We start from the raw sequence: 17,075 nt of genomic DNA on the forward strand, positions 1-17,075 counted from the left end.
GGTTCAGCCTAATTCACCGTTAGCACAAAGTATCACTCTAAATAATTGTCGTGATGATACTGTTTTACTACAAATGAGGAGAATCCAGAGAGCCGCATTATCGTAATGCCCTAGAAAAACTCTCTTCTGAAAACTTACAGTTCTATACAACCAGACACAAAAAAGCCCCTACAGATTTCTCCGTAGGGGCTTTCAATAATCAAAGTAATGTCTAGCTAATTCATTTTTAGTTAACTATCGAGATTAACCTTGAATACCAACAATTAGCCAAGGCGCATTGTTAGTGGTTAGATCGCGCTCTAAGTGCCAGATATCAGTGATATCTTCTTCGATGCCATCCGCGGTATCGCGGTAACGACCACTAAACTGTAGGCTTAGTTGTGCTTTGCTACCGTCGTGGTCAGCTCGAACGATTTCAGCATCAACGTACATTACGTCTGTGTGCTGATCACCGTCTAGCTTATTACGCTCAGCTTTTAGGTCTTCAAACAGGCTTGGAGACACGTACTCTTCAATCGTGTTTAGCTCGTTGTGGTTCCATGCACCTTGCAGTGTACGGTAGTGTTCACGAGAGCCATTGATGAAGGCCGCTTGATCAAAGCCCGGTGGGTAGTTATGTGGTACATCGCTTTGTGCACCAAAACCGAAGCCACCAGCAGTGCCTTGTGATTGAGGTTGTGCTTGCTCGAAGTTATGAACATTTGGTTGTTGCTTTGATTGCTCAAACTTGTTCTGATTCATACCGCCGAATGCAGGCTGTTGACCACGTGCATTCTGCTGATTCATTGAGCCCTGCTTCGCACCCAGCATTCCGCGTAGGAACTTAAACGCTAGGAAAGCAATCAGACCCATGATCAGAATATCCATAAACTGGATACCTTCAAAGGCGCCACCAAAGAATGCCGCTAAAAGACCACCAGCAAGTAAACCACCTAGCAGACCGCCCATAAGGCCTTTCTTGCTAGAGTTAGCTGCTGCTTTCTTACCGGTTTGATCTTGTCGGATCGAATTCGTGTTTTGTTGTTTTGGTGCTGGAGCCGTTTTAAAGCTTTTGCCAAATGACTTACCACCACCAAACTTTTTCGCTTCTGCGATTGGCGTCACCGCGACTGTTACCAACAGGATCGCGACTAGTGAGAAAAATCGTTTCATTATTATCCTTTATAGGTTTTTTATCTTTCGACCCTTTCATCATACTCGTTAACAAAGAACAATGAAATATTCACGGCATTTACACATGTATCATAATATTGCGGCTATTAATTGGTTGCTTAATTAGCGAAAAGATTGACGACTATCGAGGGCATCATTAAAATATTGAACGATGTTCATTTATTAGAAACGAATCATGGCACGAAGAAACGATCATACTCGAGAGCAATTAGTTCAGCTGACCTTAAAGACAGTGACAAACTTTTTAGATCAGCACTCTTATCACGAGTTAAGTCTACGTAAAATTGCCAATATGATTGGTTACGTCCCTAGCACATTGGTGAATGTATTTGGGAACTACAATCTACTACTTTTGCACGTTGTTGCCCAAACATTAGATGAACTGACGTCTGAATCAGCGACCGCTGTCGAACAATCGAGCAATCCTCAACAAGCTCTATTCAATCTTGCCTACTGCTACCACGATTTTGCACAAAGACACCCTCACCGTTGGCAGCTTATTTTTGAGCACAACATGAACGGTGAAAACCTTCCTGAATGGCAGTCGAACCGCATCGATAAAATGATAGGTATGCTTGAGCAACTTCTAGTCGCCATTGCTCCTGAACACACGGAAAGTGAAGTGGTTAAAGCCAGCCGAGTATTATGGTCAGGTGTGCATGGTATTACTTTATTAAGTGTCGACGATAAATTTTTCGCATCAGAACCTATTGATGGTAAAGAGTTGATCGATAACCTAGTCTCAAACTACTTAACTAACTGGTAAGTATCCAAGGAAAAAGAATGAACAACAGCAGCCAATCTTCGCTGTTAACGCAAAAAAGGTTCCTACCCTACTTTATTACCCAATTTTTGGGGGCCTTTAATGACAACATATTCAAAAATGTTCTGTTGCTGTTTGTTGCTTTCGCAAGCGTAGACACGCTGCCTATCTCCAGTAATTTATTCATAAATTTGGCCGCTGGTCTATTTATTCTGCCCTTCTTCCTATTTTCGGCTTTGGCTGGCGTACTGGCTGATAAATATGAAAAGTCTTGGTTTATTCGTAAGATTAAGCTCATTGAAGTGGTTATTATGTCACTGGGTGCTATCGGTTTTATCTACGAAAGCTACGGAATATTACTTCTGCTTCTGTTTCTAATGGGAACACAAAGTGCCTTCTTTGGCCCGGTTAAATATGCGCTATTGCCACAACAATTAAAAACGAAAGAGCTTGTTTCTGGAAATGCCTTAGTTGAGACAGGCACATTCCTAGCGATCCTGATTGGCACTCTCGGTGCCGGTATTATTGCTTCAGAAGAAAGCGCTAAGCTGATCGCCGCTATCAGTATCATTTTATTCGCGATTCTCGGATATGTCTCAAGCTGTTTTATTCCTGAAGCACCAAGCAACGCCCCAAATCTAGAAGTAAATTGGCAGCCCGTTAAGCTGACCCGCAGCACACTGGCGATTGCGAAGAAAGACCGACCTACTTTCCAAGCGCTGATGTCTATCAGCTGGTTTTGGTTCCTTGGTGCAGCTTACCTGACTCAGTTTCCAAACTTCACGAGGCTTCATCTAAACGGTACAGAGAGTTCGGTCGCATTTTTGCTAGCGTTATTCTCTGTCGGAATTGCCATTGGCTCGTTGACGTGTGACAAACTATCCAATCACAGAATTGAAATCGGTATCGTACCCATTGGTAGTATGGGAATATCCATATTTGGCCTATTGATGGCGATATCAATTCCTGAGTCGTTGCCTGATTTCAGCTCGTTTCACCAATTTGTCACCCACTCAGAACTTTGGCCACTGTTTGCTTACTTGCTACTGCTTGGGATATCTGGCGGTATCTTTATTGTCCCTCTGTACTCCTTGATGCAGTTACGAGCAAAGCCAGACGAGCGAGCGCAAGTCATTGCCGGCCTCAACATCTACAACTCACTGTTCATGGTAGGAAGTGCGGTTTTAGGTATTGTTTGCCTCAGCGTTCTAGAGCTTTCAATTCCACAGCTGTTTATCTTGCTCGCGGTGGGCAACACCTTGGTGATGTTCTACCTGTTCCATCAGGTGCCTATCTATGCGTTCCGTTTTTTCACTTGGGTGGTGACTCACACCATGTACCGAGTTAAACATAAAAACTTACATCACCTGCCAGAAAAAGGCGGCGCGCTAATCGTCTGCAATCATGTGAGTTATATGGATGCTTTGCTGCTGAGCGCGGTTTGCCCTCGCTTGATCCGTTTTGTGATGGAAGAGGATTACACCAAGTTGCCGCCAATTCGGCGCTTCTTGAAAAGAGCAGGGGTTATTCCAATCTCCGCCACCAACCGCAGTTCGATTCGAAACGCTTTCAAAGAAGTAGAACGTGCCCTGCATGAAGGCCACATTGTATGTATTTTCCCAGAAGGAAAGCTAACCTCTGATGGCGAAGTGGCTGAGTTCATGCGTGGTATGGAGCTGATTATCAAACGCTCCCCAGTCCCTGTAATTCCAATGGCTTTAAAAGGATTATGGGGCAGTTACTTTAGCCGTTACAAAGGCCGCGCCTGTAAAGGATTACCAACTCGTTTCTGGACTAAGTTAGAGATAGAAGCTGGTGAGCCTATTTCACCTAAAGAAGCGTCTTGTGAAACTCTTCGACAGTCAGTCTCTGATCTTCGTGGATCGCTGCGTTAAGTTTTCCTTAACGTTTGTTCAATTCATTTAGACTTACTTATCATTTTATTGAACGTATAGTGGTTTCATCACAATAAAGCCACAACAAAACAAGACTCTAAATACAATGAACCTAAAAAAGTCCGTTCCATTTTATCTTGCTGCACTGTTTTGCTTAACGCCTTGGGTTAGCTCACCGACTGCGCTCGTTATCGGTTTTCTGCTGGCAAGTTTAGGTTTGGTGCCAGAACACTTGGAAGTAGGCAAACTAACGAAGAAGTTACTGGCCTACTCGATTGTGGGGTTAGGTTTTGGTATTCAGTTTGAGAAAGCATTGGCGGTGACAGGCGACGGTATTGGGTTAATTATCGCCACCATCATCGGCACATTGGTTATAGGTTGGTTCTTAGCGAAACGCATGGGGTTAGATCGCACCACGGGCTATCTTATTTCTTCTGGTACCGCGATTTGTGGTGGTAGTGCCATTGCCGCTGTAGCACCAGCAATTAAAGCCGACGATGAACAGATTGGTTTAGCGTTAGCCACAGTATTCGTACTGAACTCGGTCGCTCTATTCTTGTTCCCAATGATTGGCCACGCGCTTGAGTTAAGCCAACAGACTTTCGGTACATGGGCTGCAATAGCGATCCATGATACCTCTTCGGTTGTCGGTGCTGCATCTGCGTATGGTGAGGAAGCGCTCACCACAGCAACAACATTAAAACTAGCTCGCGCGCTTTGGATCATCCCAATCGCATTAGTAAGTGCAATGATCTTCAAAAATGGCCAAAAGAAGATTACGATTCCGTACTTTATTTTCTTCTATTGTGCCGCTATCGCTGTAAGTGACTTATTGCCACAATTTGAGATGGCCTACCAAAGTATCTTTGACGTGTCTAAGCGCGCTCTAGTGGTGTGTCTTTTCTTGATAGGTTGTGGGATTTCAGTTGAGAAGCTTAAAGCAGCAGGGCCAAAGCCTCTGATGTTTGGTATTACTATGTGGGTGATGATTTCGACAGGCTCATTAGCGTGGTTAACTCTCGCCTAATACACCTAATACACCTAATACACCTAATACGCAAAGAAGCACTGTAGATTGGTTAATATGTTAATCAGACAAACAGATTAGCGAATGACAAAATAAAAAGGCAAAGCTCACATGGGCTTTGCCTTTATTGTCTATAGCGTAAACATCTATATTCGGAACAGTCACTAATCAAACAGGGGCTTATCACTCTTCTTGCTCTCTCTTTTCATCAAAACAAGCACTACAACCAATACAAATGCGGTGAGTTCGGCTAACGATCGCGTCACCCCTGACGACGTCACTGCTTGGCCTATCTGCAGTAAAACCGCAATGATGAGGGCTATCTTCATAATAAAACCTTATTCCATAATCCGTTACTTGTGAGCCTTATTATGATGGATGGTTATAAAGATAATAAATTCTGTTTTGAACTATCTAATTGCTAAATTAACTAACCGTCTTTCAACTGAACAGATCGACAATTAACTTCCATGTTGGCGCTTATTTTGACTTCCTGTGTTGGAACAACCAAGATGCCAAGCCCGACCTAGATACCTTAATGCCCTGCTGCTCTTGCTCAGGCATTTGATAATACTCGATAGGAAATTTGAATCGCTCTAGGCTCTTTTGTAACTGTTCTGCAAACCAATCTCTGGTAGGTAGTTCGTCACAGTCGACGATCGCAATAGGTCTAAAGCCAAATTCACCATCTTCTACAGGGACCACAAAAGCTTGTTTAACTTCAGCTAATTGGTTGAGTGCTCGCTCAATTTCTTCACAGTGGATGTTTTCACCGCCAGAAATAAATTGATTGTCGGCGCGGCCAATTATCGACACTTGTTCGCCGTCCCATTGGCCGAGATCTTTACTATCAAACCAACCGCTCTCATCCACCAAAGGCGTTAATTTACCTTGATGGTAATAACCGGAAGCGAGGGTGTCACCTCCAATATAGATACGTTGGTTTTCAATTTTCAATTGACGATGATTAAGCACGAAACCAGAAGTGCTGCTTGCATCAACAGGTTTTGCAGTCACCGTTGAAGCCGCTTCTGTCATGCCATACCCCAACCAAGTTTCGATGCCCATCTGTTGAGCTTGAAGAGCAAGTTCCTCTGGAATATGACTTCCGCCCAGAAGTACATGCGTTAAAGTAAGTACTTGCTTACTCTTGAGTAATCGATGTAGTTGAGTAGCGACTAATGAAGCGTGACTGCATTCTTCTATATCGGTTTCAAGCTGACCTGAGCCTATTTTTATGCACCCACCAGCCGCCAACCAACGATGAACAATTGCCAACCCTGACACATGGTACATAGGTAAGCTAAGCAACCAAGTATCCGTGCCTTTAAATTGAAATTCATCCAGTAAGCCGACAGCAGAACATAGATGTTGCTCAAATGTATGTGCCACTGCTTTTGGATTTCCAGTAGAGCCAGAAGTAAATACGATGCTTGCGAGGTTGTGAGGATTAAAACGAGAAGAATCAGAAGTAGCGATTAGCTTGTCATCGACATACAGCTCATTCAAACAAGGTAATACAAGTAACTGAGTGTTTGGTTCAGCAACGTCTGATTGATTTAAACCACCGCTCTCCAACAACCATAGATAACGTCTATCCGATGGACTATACAGCGATTCAAGCTTTTGCATTAAACTAGCGGCAGGCTGAGGCATCGTAAACGCACAAAGCACACCCAAATTAAGCGCCGCAAGATAAACGGGGATCACTTCAGCTTGATTCTTACCAACAATGGTCAACACATCGCCTTGAGAGAGGCCTTGTTCGGATAGCCGTTGTTGGTAATCACTCACTAACACTGAGACTTGCAGCCAAGTGTAAGCGCGATTAGGAATCACTAACGCAGTTTGATGTGGGTTCTGCTGCGCCCACTGTACCCAGAGCGGGTGATGAATAGATTGTGGGCGCATCATAAGATAACCAAAAAATAGATTAAGAACTGACGAAGTTAATTAAATAGCCACTCAACTAACTTGTAAAACAGAACGAAAAATAGCTCGGCCTAAGAAGACCAAATCAATTGTTGTTGCTCAAGCGTTGAGACCGGAAGCTGACAACCCGGCCAAGAGACAGCTAACTGTTGTTGATACAAGCCAATTGTATCAAGCCCCGGCACTTCATCAGGTAAGTACTGTTGTGCCAATCGCGCTATCTGAGTTAAGCCAAGGCTAGACTCTATGCTTGAACTTAGGACGGGTTTGATACCAAGTTGCTGCGCGCGTTCAATGATAGCAACACAACGCTCTACCGAGCCAATCAAGGTTGGTTTAATCACAACCGCTTTAACACCAGTCAGATCGCTGAGATCAAACTCAGGGCTTCTTACCGCTTCTTGCAGGGTTTCATCCCACGCAATCGCAACGCCATGGTCGATGGCAAATGCCAAGCTGTCTTCTGGCTTTTGACAAGGCTCTTCAATAAAGCTGATACGTTGACGCAATGAAGGCGCAATGTACTTGATGAACTGCTTAGCTTTTTCCGGCTTCCACGCGCGGTTAGCATCTAATCTTAGCGTTAAATCAGGAATCGATTCAAGGAATAAACTCACCAACATGCCATCACGGATCGCTTCATAAAGACCGACCTTTACCTTAGCAACCTTCTCGCCTTTCATCTCATTGAGCACAGGGATCAACTCGTCAGGGTCACCAGTACACAATGGCGCGGCTTGGTAGTTCCCTTCAGCGTTGAGTTCGCCGCGTAATTCCATCATCGCCATCGAAAAGCCAAACGCGACAGAAGGGTATAACTGATCAAATGGCGTTTGAGGATTATTGTGGTTCCAAAGCTCTAATTCATGTTGCAGTTGAATACCAGCTTGTTCGGCATCTTCTTGACTAAAGCCCGGCAAAGGTGCGACCTCACCAAAACCTGTCTTACCATCACACTCAAGCTGGATGATATAGCCAACGCGTTCGTTCAACTTATTGTCACGCAGCACCACTCCACTATCCATAGGTAATTGATAACGGTAGAGTTTAGCGTGGCGATGAGAATTCACTGAGTTCATAAAGCTTCCTAAAAACGGGGAACATCAAAACAAAACGAGCCGCTATTGAGCGACTCATTCTGAAGAGGAAAAGGTTATGGGTTACGCGGGAATTTGTCGAAATCAGGTCGACGTTTCTCATTAAATGCATTACGGCCTTCTTGGCCTTCCTCTGTCATGTAGAACATCATGGTTGCGTTACCAGCGAGCTCTTGCAGACCCGCTTGACCATCACAGTCAGCATTAAGAGCGGCTTTCAAGCAACGCAGAGCCATTGGGCTGTGCTGCAGCACTTCACGACACCAACGAACGGTTTCTTTTTCTAGGTCAGCGACAGGAACAACCGTATTTACAAGGCCCATGTCCAGTGCTTCTTGAGCATCATAGAAACGGCATAGGAACCAAATTTCACGCGCTTTCTTCTGGCCAACAATACGTGCCATGTAAGAAGCACCCCAGCCGCCATCGAATGAACCCACTTTAGGCCCCGTCTGACCAAATTGTGCATTTTCAGCAGCAATAGTAAGGTCTGCCATCATGTGAAGAACATGGCCGCCACCTACAGCCCAGCCAGATACCGCTGCGATAACTGGTTTTGGACAAGTACGAATTTGACGTTGGAAATCAAGCACGTTCAAGTGGTGTGTACCTGAATCATCTTGATAGCCGCCGTAGTCACCACGGATACTTTGGTCACCGCCAGAACAGAATGCCTTCTCACCAAGACCCGTCAAAATGATCACGCCAACTTTCTCGTCATAACGAGCATCAGCCAGTGCATTGATCATCTCTTTTACGGTTTGTGGACGGAACGCATTGTGTACTTGAGGACGCGCGATCGTGATTTTTGCAATACCATCGTCAGACTTATGGTACTGAATATCTTCGAATTGATTGCTTTCATCGCGCCAGTTAACGGCTGCATAAAGTTCTTCTTCTGTGATGCCTACTGTTTTAGCCATGGTGATTCCCATTGTTCTATTAGAGACCACGACTAACGAATAGTCGTGACGGTGTTGCTCTGCTTTTGATAGTGCTTGATACGAGAGAATCGCTCAATCAGTTTAACGACAACTGGCGATACATTGGATGATCAAGTTTGAAAACAGCTCTGGTTGCTCGAAATGAACATTATGACCAGCGTAATCCACTTGACTATATTCAAAGCCACTATTCTCAGCTAGCTCCATGAATTTACGATCTTTTTCACCGCACACATAATGCAATAAATGCTCATGAGATTTCAGTGTGGCACGTAAATCCGGTTGCTTAGCTAACGAAGTAGATAACAACATATTTGCTACGGATACTCCAAGGTTACCACTACGCTTTATGACCAAAGTTTGTCTTTGCTCATGATTTAGTGAAGAAAAGACGCTTTGTTGATACCAATCGTCTACAACATCTTCAATCGACTGCTGTGCAAAGCGAACCGCCCACTGCGTATCATGTACTAACCTTTGCGCTCTTTCTTCATCACACTCTAAGCCAAAATTGCCGCCTTCAATAATCACTTTCTCTAGGTTAAGCGTCTCAAAACAAGGGCTTGTCACACCGTACATCGCGAGCCTTCCACCCATTGAGTAACCAATAATCACGATAGGATAGTCCGCCGGCAGATTGTTGAGTGCCAATTGAGAAGTAATGCACTGAACAATTTTATTGCAGCAATGATCAAACCCTACCGGATCGATAAAACAACTTTGTCCGTGTCCGGGTAAATCTATGCAAAGACGAGAGAAATCCTCGAGGAATGGATGACATGCACTCCAATCATCCCCGCTTCCGAGTAAACCATGTAAAAAAACAAGCAAAGGTTTGTCAGAAGATACATTTGAAGCTGGGAAATAATTGGAGTAAAGCATACAAAGTCCTTAGGCTAATGCCTCGGTAAGCATTGAACTGAATTGTTTTAGTAAAGTAGACGCTTGCTCGGGAGGGGTCTTAACTTCAACGAGCAAGGTACCCTGCCCCTGTTCGAAATGTTGTTCGATAATATTTTGATAGCAATTTAAAGTTTCTGGCGCCGCATAACCGAGCTGGAATTGCGCAGCAGCATGTTCAAAGTTGAAACCATGAGGCAGTTGATAAAGAGACTGTTTTTGTTGCTCGGGAACCGGCAACAAGTCAAAGATTGCACCGCCGTCGTTATTGGTGACCACAATAACCATTGGCGTTGTGTTATGAGTGAGTAGCGCCAGTGAATTGAGGTCATACAACAAAGAGGTATCACCAATCAGCATCATCAAAGGATTCTGGTTGGCTTTCATCACGCCCGCAGCCGTCGCTACCAAGCCATCAATGCCCGATGCGCCACGATTGCTATAAACTTGATTCGCAGATATTGATGACAGCATATCCACCAGCCTTACCATCAAGCTGTTTCCCACAAACAACTCTCTGTCTTTAAGTCTAGACGACAAGTCAACGGCAACACTCAACTCTGTCAATTGGTCGTTATTAGAGATTTGCGCCAATGCTAACTGCTGAACCGTATTCGCGACTTCTATTAAAGGCGTCGCCCAAGCAGCATGTTCACCCAGTAAGCTTGGTAAATGCTGCTCTGATAGCCATTGTTCGATGTTTGCGACGATATGAATTTGAGGCAGATGGTCTTGATTAATGCGGTGCGAATCAGGTGAAACCACAACGTATTGTGATGGACTAAACAGAGCGGCTTGCACTTTTATCCATTGATTAAGACGTTTAGAAACGATGCGCTCACCAAACTGAAGGATAAAATCACATTGGCTAAGCTGCGCTTTGGCTGCATCACTTTGCATCCATAAATCATAATTTTTCCAATCACTTGTGACACCTGATTGAGGGTCACAAAAAACTGGCCAACCTAATACAGTGGCAAACTGCTGAGCTTTTTTCGCTTGTCCAATATCTAGCGAACCGAGAATAACCACTCCCTTTCGCTCAAGGTACTCACCCGGAGCGATGGGTTGCGTGTTCAGATGACTAGGTAGAAACGTTTGGCTGTAACAACCTATTCCCGACTTCCACCCAGCGACACTGGATGTGTACTCTGCATACATTTCAGTGTTATTTGATAAATAAAGCGGCTCAGGGAACGGGCAATTGATATGAATGGCTCCGCCGACACTGCGTTGTTTCGCGAGTGCGTTATCAACCGATGTCAGAAGCCAGTTCAAAGAAACTTGCGTGGTTGGGCTTGGTAGGTTTAGCGCCGTTTCAACATGGGAAGAAAAGATACCCTGCTGCTGAATTGCTTGGTTAGCACCACAGTCGACTAAATCAATAGGTCGATCTGAGGTCAGTAAAATAAGTTTCTCTCGTGTTAGCCCAGATTCAGCCGTGGCAGGTAGAAGATTCGCAACAGCAGTTCCAGAGGTCACAATCACTGCAACGGGTTTGTCGCTCGCCTTCGCCAGACCTAAAGCAAGAAAACCAAGACCACGCTCATCAAAATGCGTGTGTAAGGTTAACTTGGGGTTAGCTTCAGCTTCGAGAGTTAACGGCGTTGAGCGAGAGCCCGGCGCAACACAAACATGTTCCACACCGCTGCGTGCAAGCTCTTCAAGTAATGTGTTACACCAAACTCTGTTTAATACGGCTTGGTCGTGGTTCATGACGCTACACCCAGAGGTGGGTGATCTGAAATTAGGCTGAGTAGAGTCGACATCTTCTTGTTCAACTCCTGCCACTCGTGTTCGGCGACAGACCCTGGCACTATCCCCGCCCCCGCAAACAGCTGTACTTGATCGTTTACAACTAAAGCACTGCGAATCGCTACACAAAATTCAGCACGTTGATGGCTGATATAGCCAACAGAACCTGCATACCAACCTCGAGCAAACGGTTCATGTTCCAGTATGAAGTCCATCGCTTCTTTACGAGGTAATCCTGCAACCGCAGCAGTCGGCTGCAACGCAGCAAGTAACTGGACGCCGTTAATGCCAGCATTGAGCTGAGCATGGATATTACGCTTCAAATGCTGCACTTTACGCAAACGTACAAGGCGTGCATCCTTTTCAACATGTACCATTTGTGAGTGAGGAGTCAGTCGCTCAATGATATCGTCGACCACATATTGGTTCTCATTGAGGTTTTTGCTGTCTTGAGAAAGCCAGTTTGCTAACTCCATATCCTCGGTTGCGTTCTCCCCGCGACCAATCGTTCCAGCAAGCGCTTCGGTATCAAGCTCTGTACCATGTCGGCTATACAATCGCTCTGGCGTCGAGCCAATAAAGCTGTGTTTAGAATCCAACACCAACATAAAGTGAAAGCTATGATGATTTTGTTGATAGCTTGCCTTAAGTAATTGTGCTGCACAGATAGGCGCATCGAGCTGTAGCGTGGTTTTACGAGCCAAAACCACTTTCTTATATTCTTCGTCACTGATCCCCTGAAGCACTTTATTCACCAAACTACCCCACAGCTCCTTTTCCGGCACGTGGGTTATTTGTTCAATATGAGCAGACAACGGCGCTAAAATCGCCGCTTCAACAGATAGCTTATTTAAGGCATTAATCGAAGCAACGCGATCAGGAGATAAATTAACCGCTAGCGACCAAGTATTATCAAAGCGAATCAATTCAACCTGAGGAAGGAAGAAAAACGATTCCATGCAACGACGGTTCTTAGCAGTGTGCCCGTCAAATGAACGTCCACCCCAAATTCGCTGGTCTTCCCCAAGAATTGCATATGCGGGTGCTGGGTCTGAAAAAGTATGTAACTGACCGAGTGCAACGACCTCTTCACGAGTGTCGCGTGACTGCCAGTAAAATTTGGGAAAGAGAGGTTGAGCATGAAGCCATTCTATAAATGCAAACGATGGTTTTTGCGTTAGAACTTCAACACAACGAACTTCGCTTGCTTGGGCATTGTGTACTCTCTCAATCAAAGCGGAGAGAGTTTGCTGGAAATGTGACAAATCGACCTCGTCCACACCTAAATTATTATTATATTAGGTTGATACTTTATGGGTAGCATCCACTTAGATCAAGAATGTACTATATCTTTTCAACATTCCTGTGATTTTAAGCAATCCCGCCCCCTTTCTCACCTTAGCTAAAACCAACAACGCTAAGAATTAAAGCTCATAAAATAGTGATAGCAAAAAGACCAGACGTTACACGGAAATGCGACATTCAGCAGATTTTTATTCTATCAAACCCCATTTTGCGGTACTTTAATAAAGTATTTAAATTAATTTCAGGAAACCGGCAATGCAAAATATCGGGATGTCGTCAAAACTCAACAATGTATGCTACGAAATCAGGGGGCCTGTACTCAAACATGCTAAGCGCATGGAAGAAGAAGGGCATAAAATACTAAAGCTAAATATTGGTAACCCCGCCCCCTTTGGTTTTGACGCCCCTGATGAGATCCTTGTTGACGTAATCCGCAATCTACCAACATCTCAAGGGTACTGTGACTCAAAAGGTATTTATTCAGCCCGCAAAGCGGTTGTCCAGCACTATCAGAAAAAAGGTCTTCGCAACCTTGATGTAGAAGACGTTTACATTGGAAATGGTGCATCAGAGCTTATCGTGATGTCTATGCAGGCACTGTTGGATAATGGTGATGAAATCTTAGTGCCCGCACCAGACTACCCACTTTGGACTGCATCAGTGGCACTTTCTGGCGGTACTCCGGTTCACTACATGTGTGATGAAGATGCCGATTGGTATCCAGATCTCGATGACATACTCGCGAAAATTTCACCAAAGACTCGCGGGATCGTTTTGATCAATCCAAACAACCCAACGGGTGCTGTATATAGTCGTGATTTCCTGTTGAAAGTTGTGGACATTGCTCGTGAGCATGGTTTGATCATCTTCGCTGATGAAATATACGACAAAGTACTTTACGACGGCGCAGTGCACACTTCTGTATCAACCTTGGCTGAAGACGTTTTAATGGTAACCTTCAATGGCTTATCGAAAGCTTATCGTGTATGTGGCTTTCGTGGTGGTTGGATGTTCTTAACTGGTCCAAAACACTTAGCGAAAGGCTATGTGGAAGGACTAGAGATGCTCGCTTCTATGCGCCTGTGTGCCAACGTGCCAATGCAGCACGCAATACAAACCGCACTCGGTGGCTACCAAAGTATCAATGAACTACTACTCCCTGGGGGTAGACTGCTTGAACAACGTGACCGAGCATGGGAATTGATCAACAAGATCCCTGGGGTATCTTGTGTGAAACCAAAAGGCGCGATGTACCTGTTCCCTAAAATCGATACTAAAATGTACAACATCAAAGATGATCAAAAATTTGTACTCGATTTCCTTAAACAAGAAAAAGTATTATTGGTTCAAGGTACTGGCTTTAATTGGCCAAAACCCGATCACTTCCGCATCGTGACTTTGCCACATATCGAAGATCTAGAAATAGCAATTGGTCGTCTTGAGCGCTTCTTGTCAACTTACAGCCAAGAGTAGTTCGCCAACAATCAATCTGCTATCAACTAGTCCACTAACGATGGCTACAATTTACTGTTTTAAAATACTTTAACTTGTATTCATTCACTTATATGCTTAAAAGGCTCCTGTTTAGGGGCCTTTTTTTATATTTCCTATCTCGTACTACTTGTATTGTTTACAAGACACAAGTAGAGCATTGTTAAGCAAGGACACTTATGAAACAAAGCCATTTCTTTGCCCATCTAGCACGCATGAAACTGATCCAACGTTGGCCACTGATGCGCTCAGTCTCAAGCGAGAATATTTCAGAGCATAGTTTACAAGTTGCCTTCGTCGCGCACGCTTTGGCGCTTATCAAAAACAAGAAATTTGATGGTCAACTCAACCCTGAGCACATCGCATTGTTAGGTATGTACCATGACACCAGTGAGGTACTGACTGGTGATTTACCTACTCCGGTTAAATACTACAATCCAGACATCGCCCAAGAGTACAAAAAGATAGAAGCAGCAGCTGAGAAAAGACTACTGTCCATGTTGCCGGAAGAGTTTCAAGAAGACTTCGCACCATTTTTAATTTCAGGGACAGCAAGTAAAGAAGAACAAAGCATTGTTAAGCAAGCAGATACTATCTGTGCTTATTTAAAATGTTTGGAAGAACTCAGCGCTGGAAATCACGAGTACGAGCAAGCAAAACGTAGACTGCAAGAAACACTCGAACAGCGTAAAAGTCCAGAAATGGATTACTTTCTCACTACCTTTGCACCGAGTTTTGAATTATCACTAGACGAGATAAGCTAACTGGGTATAACTTGAATATAATTAGTTAAATAAATCAATTTGATAGGCGCTATTTTGACAGTCCAACTCGAACCGACATTTGCACTCGAACAAGAATGGCAACATCGAAATGACGATGAACATAAAATAAGACGTGATGACCACCGTAGCCCGTATCAACGCGATCGTGCGCGTGTACTTCACTCTGCGGCCTTCCGCCGCCTTCAAGCTAAAACTCAAGTGCATGGCACCACAGTTAACGATTTTCACCGAACCCGATTAACACATTCTCTAGAAGCCGCGCAGCTTGGTACAGGTATCGTCGCTCAATTGAAAAAAAAGCAGCCCGAATTCCGCGACCTATTGCCTTCAGACAGCTTGATAGATTCACTATGTTTGGCTCACGACATTGGTCACCCAGCTTATGGGCATGGCGGTGAAGTCGCCCTGAATTACATGATGCGCGATTATGGTGGTTTTGAAGGCAATGCCCAGACATTTAGAATCGTCACGCAACTTGAACCCTACACAGAACATCACGGGATGAATCTGTCTCGACGTACGCTGCTGGGGTTGATTAAATACCCTTCACTACTCAGCGAGGTTCAAGCAAAGTTACAGTCTGAACCCGTGAAGCACCAGCGTCAGCTTAGAGCAAAAGATTGGATGCCAGCAAAAGGCATATACGATCATGACGAAGAGCTATTCAACTGGGTACTTGAACCGCTTTCAAGCAACGACCAACAACGGCTAAAAAAGAAAAGAAAGCCGCACACCGAACCACTTGAGCACAACAAGACCAAATACAAGTCACTTGACTGTTCCATTATGGAGCTGGCTGATGACATTGCGTATGGCGTACACGATTTGGAAGATGCGATTGTGCTGGGCTCTGTGACTAAGACACAATGGGTAGAATCGGCTTACCCGCAGCTACAAGAAATGGCGGACCCATGGATTTGTGAACACCTTGACTCAATAACTGAAATGCTGTTTTCCGGTGAGCAGTATCTCCGTAAGGACGCAATTGGCGGAATAGTCAACGCACTGTTGACCAGTATTTCGATTAAGCCCGTTGATGAAAGCTTTGAGAATGTGTTGCTCTCCTACAATGCCGTACTTGAGCCAAGCATGGACGCCACACTCGATAAGCTGAAACACTTCGTGAGTGAGTTTGTTATCCAAGTCCCTCAAGTTCAGGTTATTGAATACAAAGGGCAGCAAATAATCATGGATATGTTTGAAGCATTCAGTGCTGACCCTGAACGCCTGTTGCCGCTGCCGATCAAAAAGCAATGGCTACTGCACGACGATGAATCAAGAAAGATGCGTGTGATAGCCGATTACATTTCATCAATGACCGATGATCTTGCGCAGAAAATGCATCAGCAACTATTCTCGGCTCATACCGAGTTTTAATTCCTGACTCACTCTACTGAAACGGATTAATCTAGGTAGTTTTTCTCAAATACACCGGGCGGCATTTGATTGATTTGAAACTGAATCATTTGGTCAAATGCCGTTAACAGCGAACTGAAATCTCGGTCGCCCTCTAACAAACTCAGTAAATGGTATCCGGCTTCTACAGTCGACAAACTGTTTTCACTTGGCGCTTTACGAATTCGATAATTACCTTTGAGGTCTTTCGGTAAGTGAACAGTATCCAACGCATGCAAGTTACTCGACACCTGCCACATCTTGAATGCCTTCTTCCAGGTGCCATCCAATAAAACCACACGCATTTTTTTGCTTGGGCGTGTTGCAGACTCAACAGACACAGAGTGCTCACTTGGGTACAAAATCACGTGTTGGTAATCTTCATCGGTCAGCAGTTCGTTCAATTTTGTATTATCTGAAAAGTCTTCCCCAACAAGCGTCACGCTGTTTTCTAGAGATAACGAGAGGATACGCGCGGTTCCCATTGGGCGATGCTCTTCTGATGGGTGCTGAAGAATGATAAGCTCAACGTTCGATTCTAGTGGCGTAACCCACTGACAAATACAAGCTTTCAAAGCCTTGCTGCATTGGCGGCAATAACGAGACATGGATT

The 17,075-nt window shown here is 44.5% G+C and carries 15 protein-coding genes; 6 read left to right on the plus strand and 9 right to left on the minus strand.

The features are described from left to right. Positions 1 to 243 precede the first annotated feature (243 nt). Positions 244 to 1,152, minus strand: a complete 909-nt coding sequence (locus OCU50_RS09705; RefSeq protein WP_060468149.1) for a Tim44 domain-containing protein — start codon at positions 1,150 to 1,152, stop codon at positions 244 to 246. A 196-nt stretch (positions 1,153 to 1,348) separates the two neighbouring features. Here OCU50_RS09705 and OCU50_RS09710 point away from each other — a divergent pair, with 196 nt between their 5' ends. The 3 genes from OCU50_RS09710 (at position 1,349) to OCU50_RS09720 (ending at position 4,858) form a co-directional block, all read left to right on the plus strand. Further along, positions 1,349 to 1,939, plus strand: a complete 591-nt coding sequence (locus OCU50_RS09710) for a TetR/AcrR family transcriptional regulator (RefSeq protein ID WP_060468150.1) — start codon at positions 1,349 to 1,351, stop codon at positions 1,937 to 1,939. Between the two features lie 17 nt (positions 1,940 to 1,956). Next, the gene (locus tag OCU50_RS09715; protein WP_060468151.1) at positions 1,957 to 3,831 is read left to right on the plus strand and encodes an MFS transporter; all 1,875 of its coding nucleotides are present in this window, start codon (positions 1,957 to 1,959) and stop codon (positions 3,829 to 3,831) included. 106 nt (positions 3,832 to 3,937) lie between these two features. Next, positions 3,938 to 4,858, plus strand: a complete 921-nt coding sequence (locus tag OCU50_RS09720; protein WP_060468152.1) for a YeiH family protein — start codon at positions 3,938 to 3,940, stop codon at positions 4,856 to 4,858. Positions 4,859 to 5,022: 164 nt separating this feature from the next. Here the strand turns inward: OCU50_RS09720 and OCU50_RS09725 are convergent, their stop codons facing one another. The 7 genes from OCU50_RS09725 to OCU50_RS09755 form a co-directional block, all read right to left on the minus strand. Next, on the minus strand, positions 5,023 to 5,187 hold the full coding sequence (locus OCU50_RS09725) for a hypothetical protein (protein ID WP_060468153.1): 165 nt from the start codon (positions 5,185 to 5,187) through the stop codon (positions 5,023 to 5,025). Between the two features lie 151 nt (positions 5,188 to 5,338). Next, positions 5,339 to 6,772 (minus strand): o-succinylbenzoate--CoA ligase, encoded by a 1,434-nt coding sequence (menE, locus tag OCU50_RS09730; RefSeq protein ID WP_060468154.1) that lies wholly within the window; start codon positions 6,770 to 6,772, stop codon positions 5,339 to 5,341. An 89-nt stretch (positions 6,773 to 6,861) separates the two neighbouring features. Beyond that, positions 6,862 to 7,869, minus strand: coding sequence for an o-succinylbenzoate synthase (menC, locus tag OCU50_RS09735; RefSeq protein WP_060468155.1), 1,008 nt, complete (start codon positions 7,867 to 7,869; stop codon positions 6,862 to 6,864). 74 nt (positions 7,870 to 7,943) lie between these two features. Beyond that, the gene (menB, locus tag OCU50_RS09740; RefSeq protein WP_060468156.1) at positions 7,944 to 8,810 is read right to left on the minus strand and encodes a 1,4-dihydroxy-2-naphthoyl-CoA synthase; all 867 of its coding nucleotides are present in this window, start codon (positions 8,808 to 8,810) and stop codon (positions 7,944 to 7,946) included. 102 nt (positions 8,811 to 8,912) lie between these two features. After that, on the minus strand, positions 8,913 to 9,713 hold the full coding sequence (gene menH / locus OCU50_RS09745) for a 2-succinyl-6-hydroxy-2,4-cyclohexadiene-1-carboxylate synthase (protein WP_060468157.1): 801 nt from the start codon (positions 9,711 to 9,713) through the stop codon (positions 8,913 to 8,915). A gap of 9 nt (positions 9,714 to 9,722) precedes the next feature. Further along, on the minus strand, positions 9,723 to 11,447 hold the full coding sequence (gene menD / locus OCU50_RS09750) for a 2-succinyl-5-enolpyruvyl-6-hydroxy-3-cyclohexene-1-carboxylic-acid synthase (RefSeq protein WP_060468158.1): 1,725 nt from the start codon (positions 11,445 to 11,447) through the stop codon (positions 9,723 to 9,725). Beyond that, positions 11,444 to 12,751, minus strand: coding sequence for an isochorismate synthase (locus tag OCU50_RS09755; RefSeq protein WP_082710341.1), 1,308 nt, complete (start codon positions 12,749 to 12,751; stop codon positions 11,444 to 11,446). The genes menD and OCU50_RS09755 overlap by 4 nt, the downstream gene beginning before the upstream one ends. Positions 12,752 to 13,046: 295 nt before the next feature. Here OCU50_RS09755 and OCU50_RS09760 point away from each other — a divergent pair, with 295 nt between their 5' ends. The 3 genes from OCU50_RS09760 (at position 13,047) to OCU50_RS09770 (ending at position 16,444) form a co-directional block, all read left to right on the plus strand. Then, positions 13,047 to 14,264: a pyridoxal phosphate-dependent aminotransferase gene (locus tag OCU50_RS09760; RefSeq protein ID WP_060468160.1), complete on the plus strand. Its 1,218-nt coding sequence runs from the start codon at positions 13,047 to 13,049 to the stop codon at positions 14,262 to 14,264. A 197-nt stretch (positions 14,265 to 14,461) separates the two neighbouring features. Beyond that, positions 14,462 to 15,046: a 5'-deoxynucleotidase gene (gene yfbR, locus OCU50_RS09765; RefSeq protein ID WP_060468161.1), complete on the plus strand. Its 585-nt coding sequence runs from the start codon at positions 14,462 to 14,464 to the stop codon at positions 15,044 to 15,046. 54 nt (positions 15,047 to 15,100) lie between these two features. After that, positions 15,101 to 16,444 (plus strand): anti-phage deoxyguanosine triphosphatase, encoded by a 1,344-nt coding sequence (locus tag OCU50_RS09770; protein ID WP_060468162.1) that lies wholly within the window; start codon positions 15,101 to 15,103, stop codon positions 16,442 to 16,444. A gap of 26 nt (positions 16,445 to 16,470) precedes the next feature. Here OCU50_RS09770 and OCU50_RS09775 read toward each other — a convergent pair whose 3' ends face one another. Then, positions 16,471 to 17,070, minus strand: coding sequence for a tRNA-uridine aminocarboxypropyltransferase (locus OCU50_RS09775; RefSeq protein WP_060468163.1), 600 nt, complete (start codon positions 17,068 to 17,070; stop codon positions 16,471 to 16,473). Positions 17,071 to 17,075: the final 5 nt, after the last annotated feature.

It is taken from the genome of Vibrio toranzoniae (assembly GCF_024347655.1).
Taxonomy (GTDB): domain Bacteria; phylum Pseudomonadota; class Gammaproteobacteria; order Enterobacterales; family Vibrionaceae; genus Vibrio; species Vibrio toranzoniae.

What these genes read in the sequence shown, in the direction of transcription:
- yfbR (WP_060468161.1), top strand. Translation starts at nt 14,462, where the DNA reads ATGAAACAAAGCCATTTCTTTGCCCATCTAGCACGCATGAAACTGATC.
- OCU50_RS09715 (WP_060468151.1), top strand. Translation starts at nt 1,957, where the DNA reads ATGAACAACAGCAGCCAATCTTCGCTGTTAACGCAAAAAAGGTTCCTA.
- OCU50_RS09775 (WP_060468163.1), bottom strand. Translation starts at nt 17,070, where the DNA reads ATGTCTCGTTATTGCCGCCAATGCAGCAAGGCTTTGAAAGCTTGTATT.
- OCU50_RS09725 (WP_060468153.1), bottom strand. Translation starts at nt 5,187, where the DNA reads ATGAAGATAGCCCTCATCATTGCGGTTTTACTGCAGATAGGCCAAGCA.
- OCU50_RS09760 (WP_060468160.1), top strand. Translation starts at nt 13,047, where the DNA reads ATGCAAAATATCGGGATGTCGTCAAAACTCAACAATGTATGCTACGAA.
- OCU50_RS09710 (WP_060468150.1), top strand. Translation starts at nt 1,349, where the DNA reads ATGGCACGAAGAAACGATCATACTCGAGAGCAATTAGTTCAGCTGACC.
- OCU50_RS09705 (WP_060468149.1), bottom strand. Translation starts at nt 1,152, where the DNA reads ATGAAACGATTTTTCTCACTAGTCGCGATCCTGTTGGTAACAGTCGCG.
- menC (WP_060468155.1), bottom strand. Translation starts at nt 7,869, where the DNA reads ATGAACTCAGTGAATTCTCATCGCCACGCTAAACTCTACCGTTATCAA.
- menB (WP_060468156.1), bottom strand. Translation starts at nt 8,810, where the DNA reads ATGGCTAAAACAGTAGGCATCACAGAAGAAGAACTTTATGCAGCCGTT.
- OCU50_RS09720 (WP_060468152.1), top strand. Translation starts at nt 3,938, where the DNA reads ATGAACCTAAAAAAGTCCGTTCCATTTTATCTTGCTGCACTGTTTTGC.
- menD (WP_060468158.1), bottom strand. Translation starts at nt 11,447, where the DNA reads ATGAACCACGACCAAGCCGTATTAAACAGAGTTTGGTGTAACACATTA.
- menE (WP_060468154.1), bottom strand. Translation starts at nt 6,772, where the DNA reads ATGATGCGCCCACAATCTATTCATCACCCGCTCTGGGTACAGTGGGCG.
- menH (WP_060468157.1), bottom strand. Translation starts at nt 9,713, where the DNA reads ATGCTTTACTCCAATTATTTCCCAGCTTCAAATGTATCTTCTGACAAA.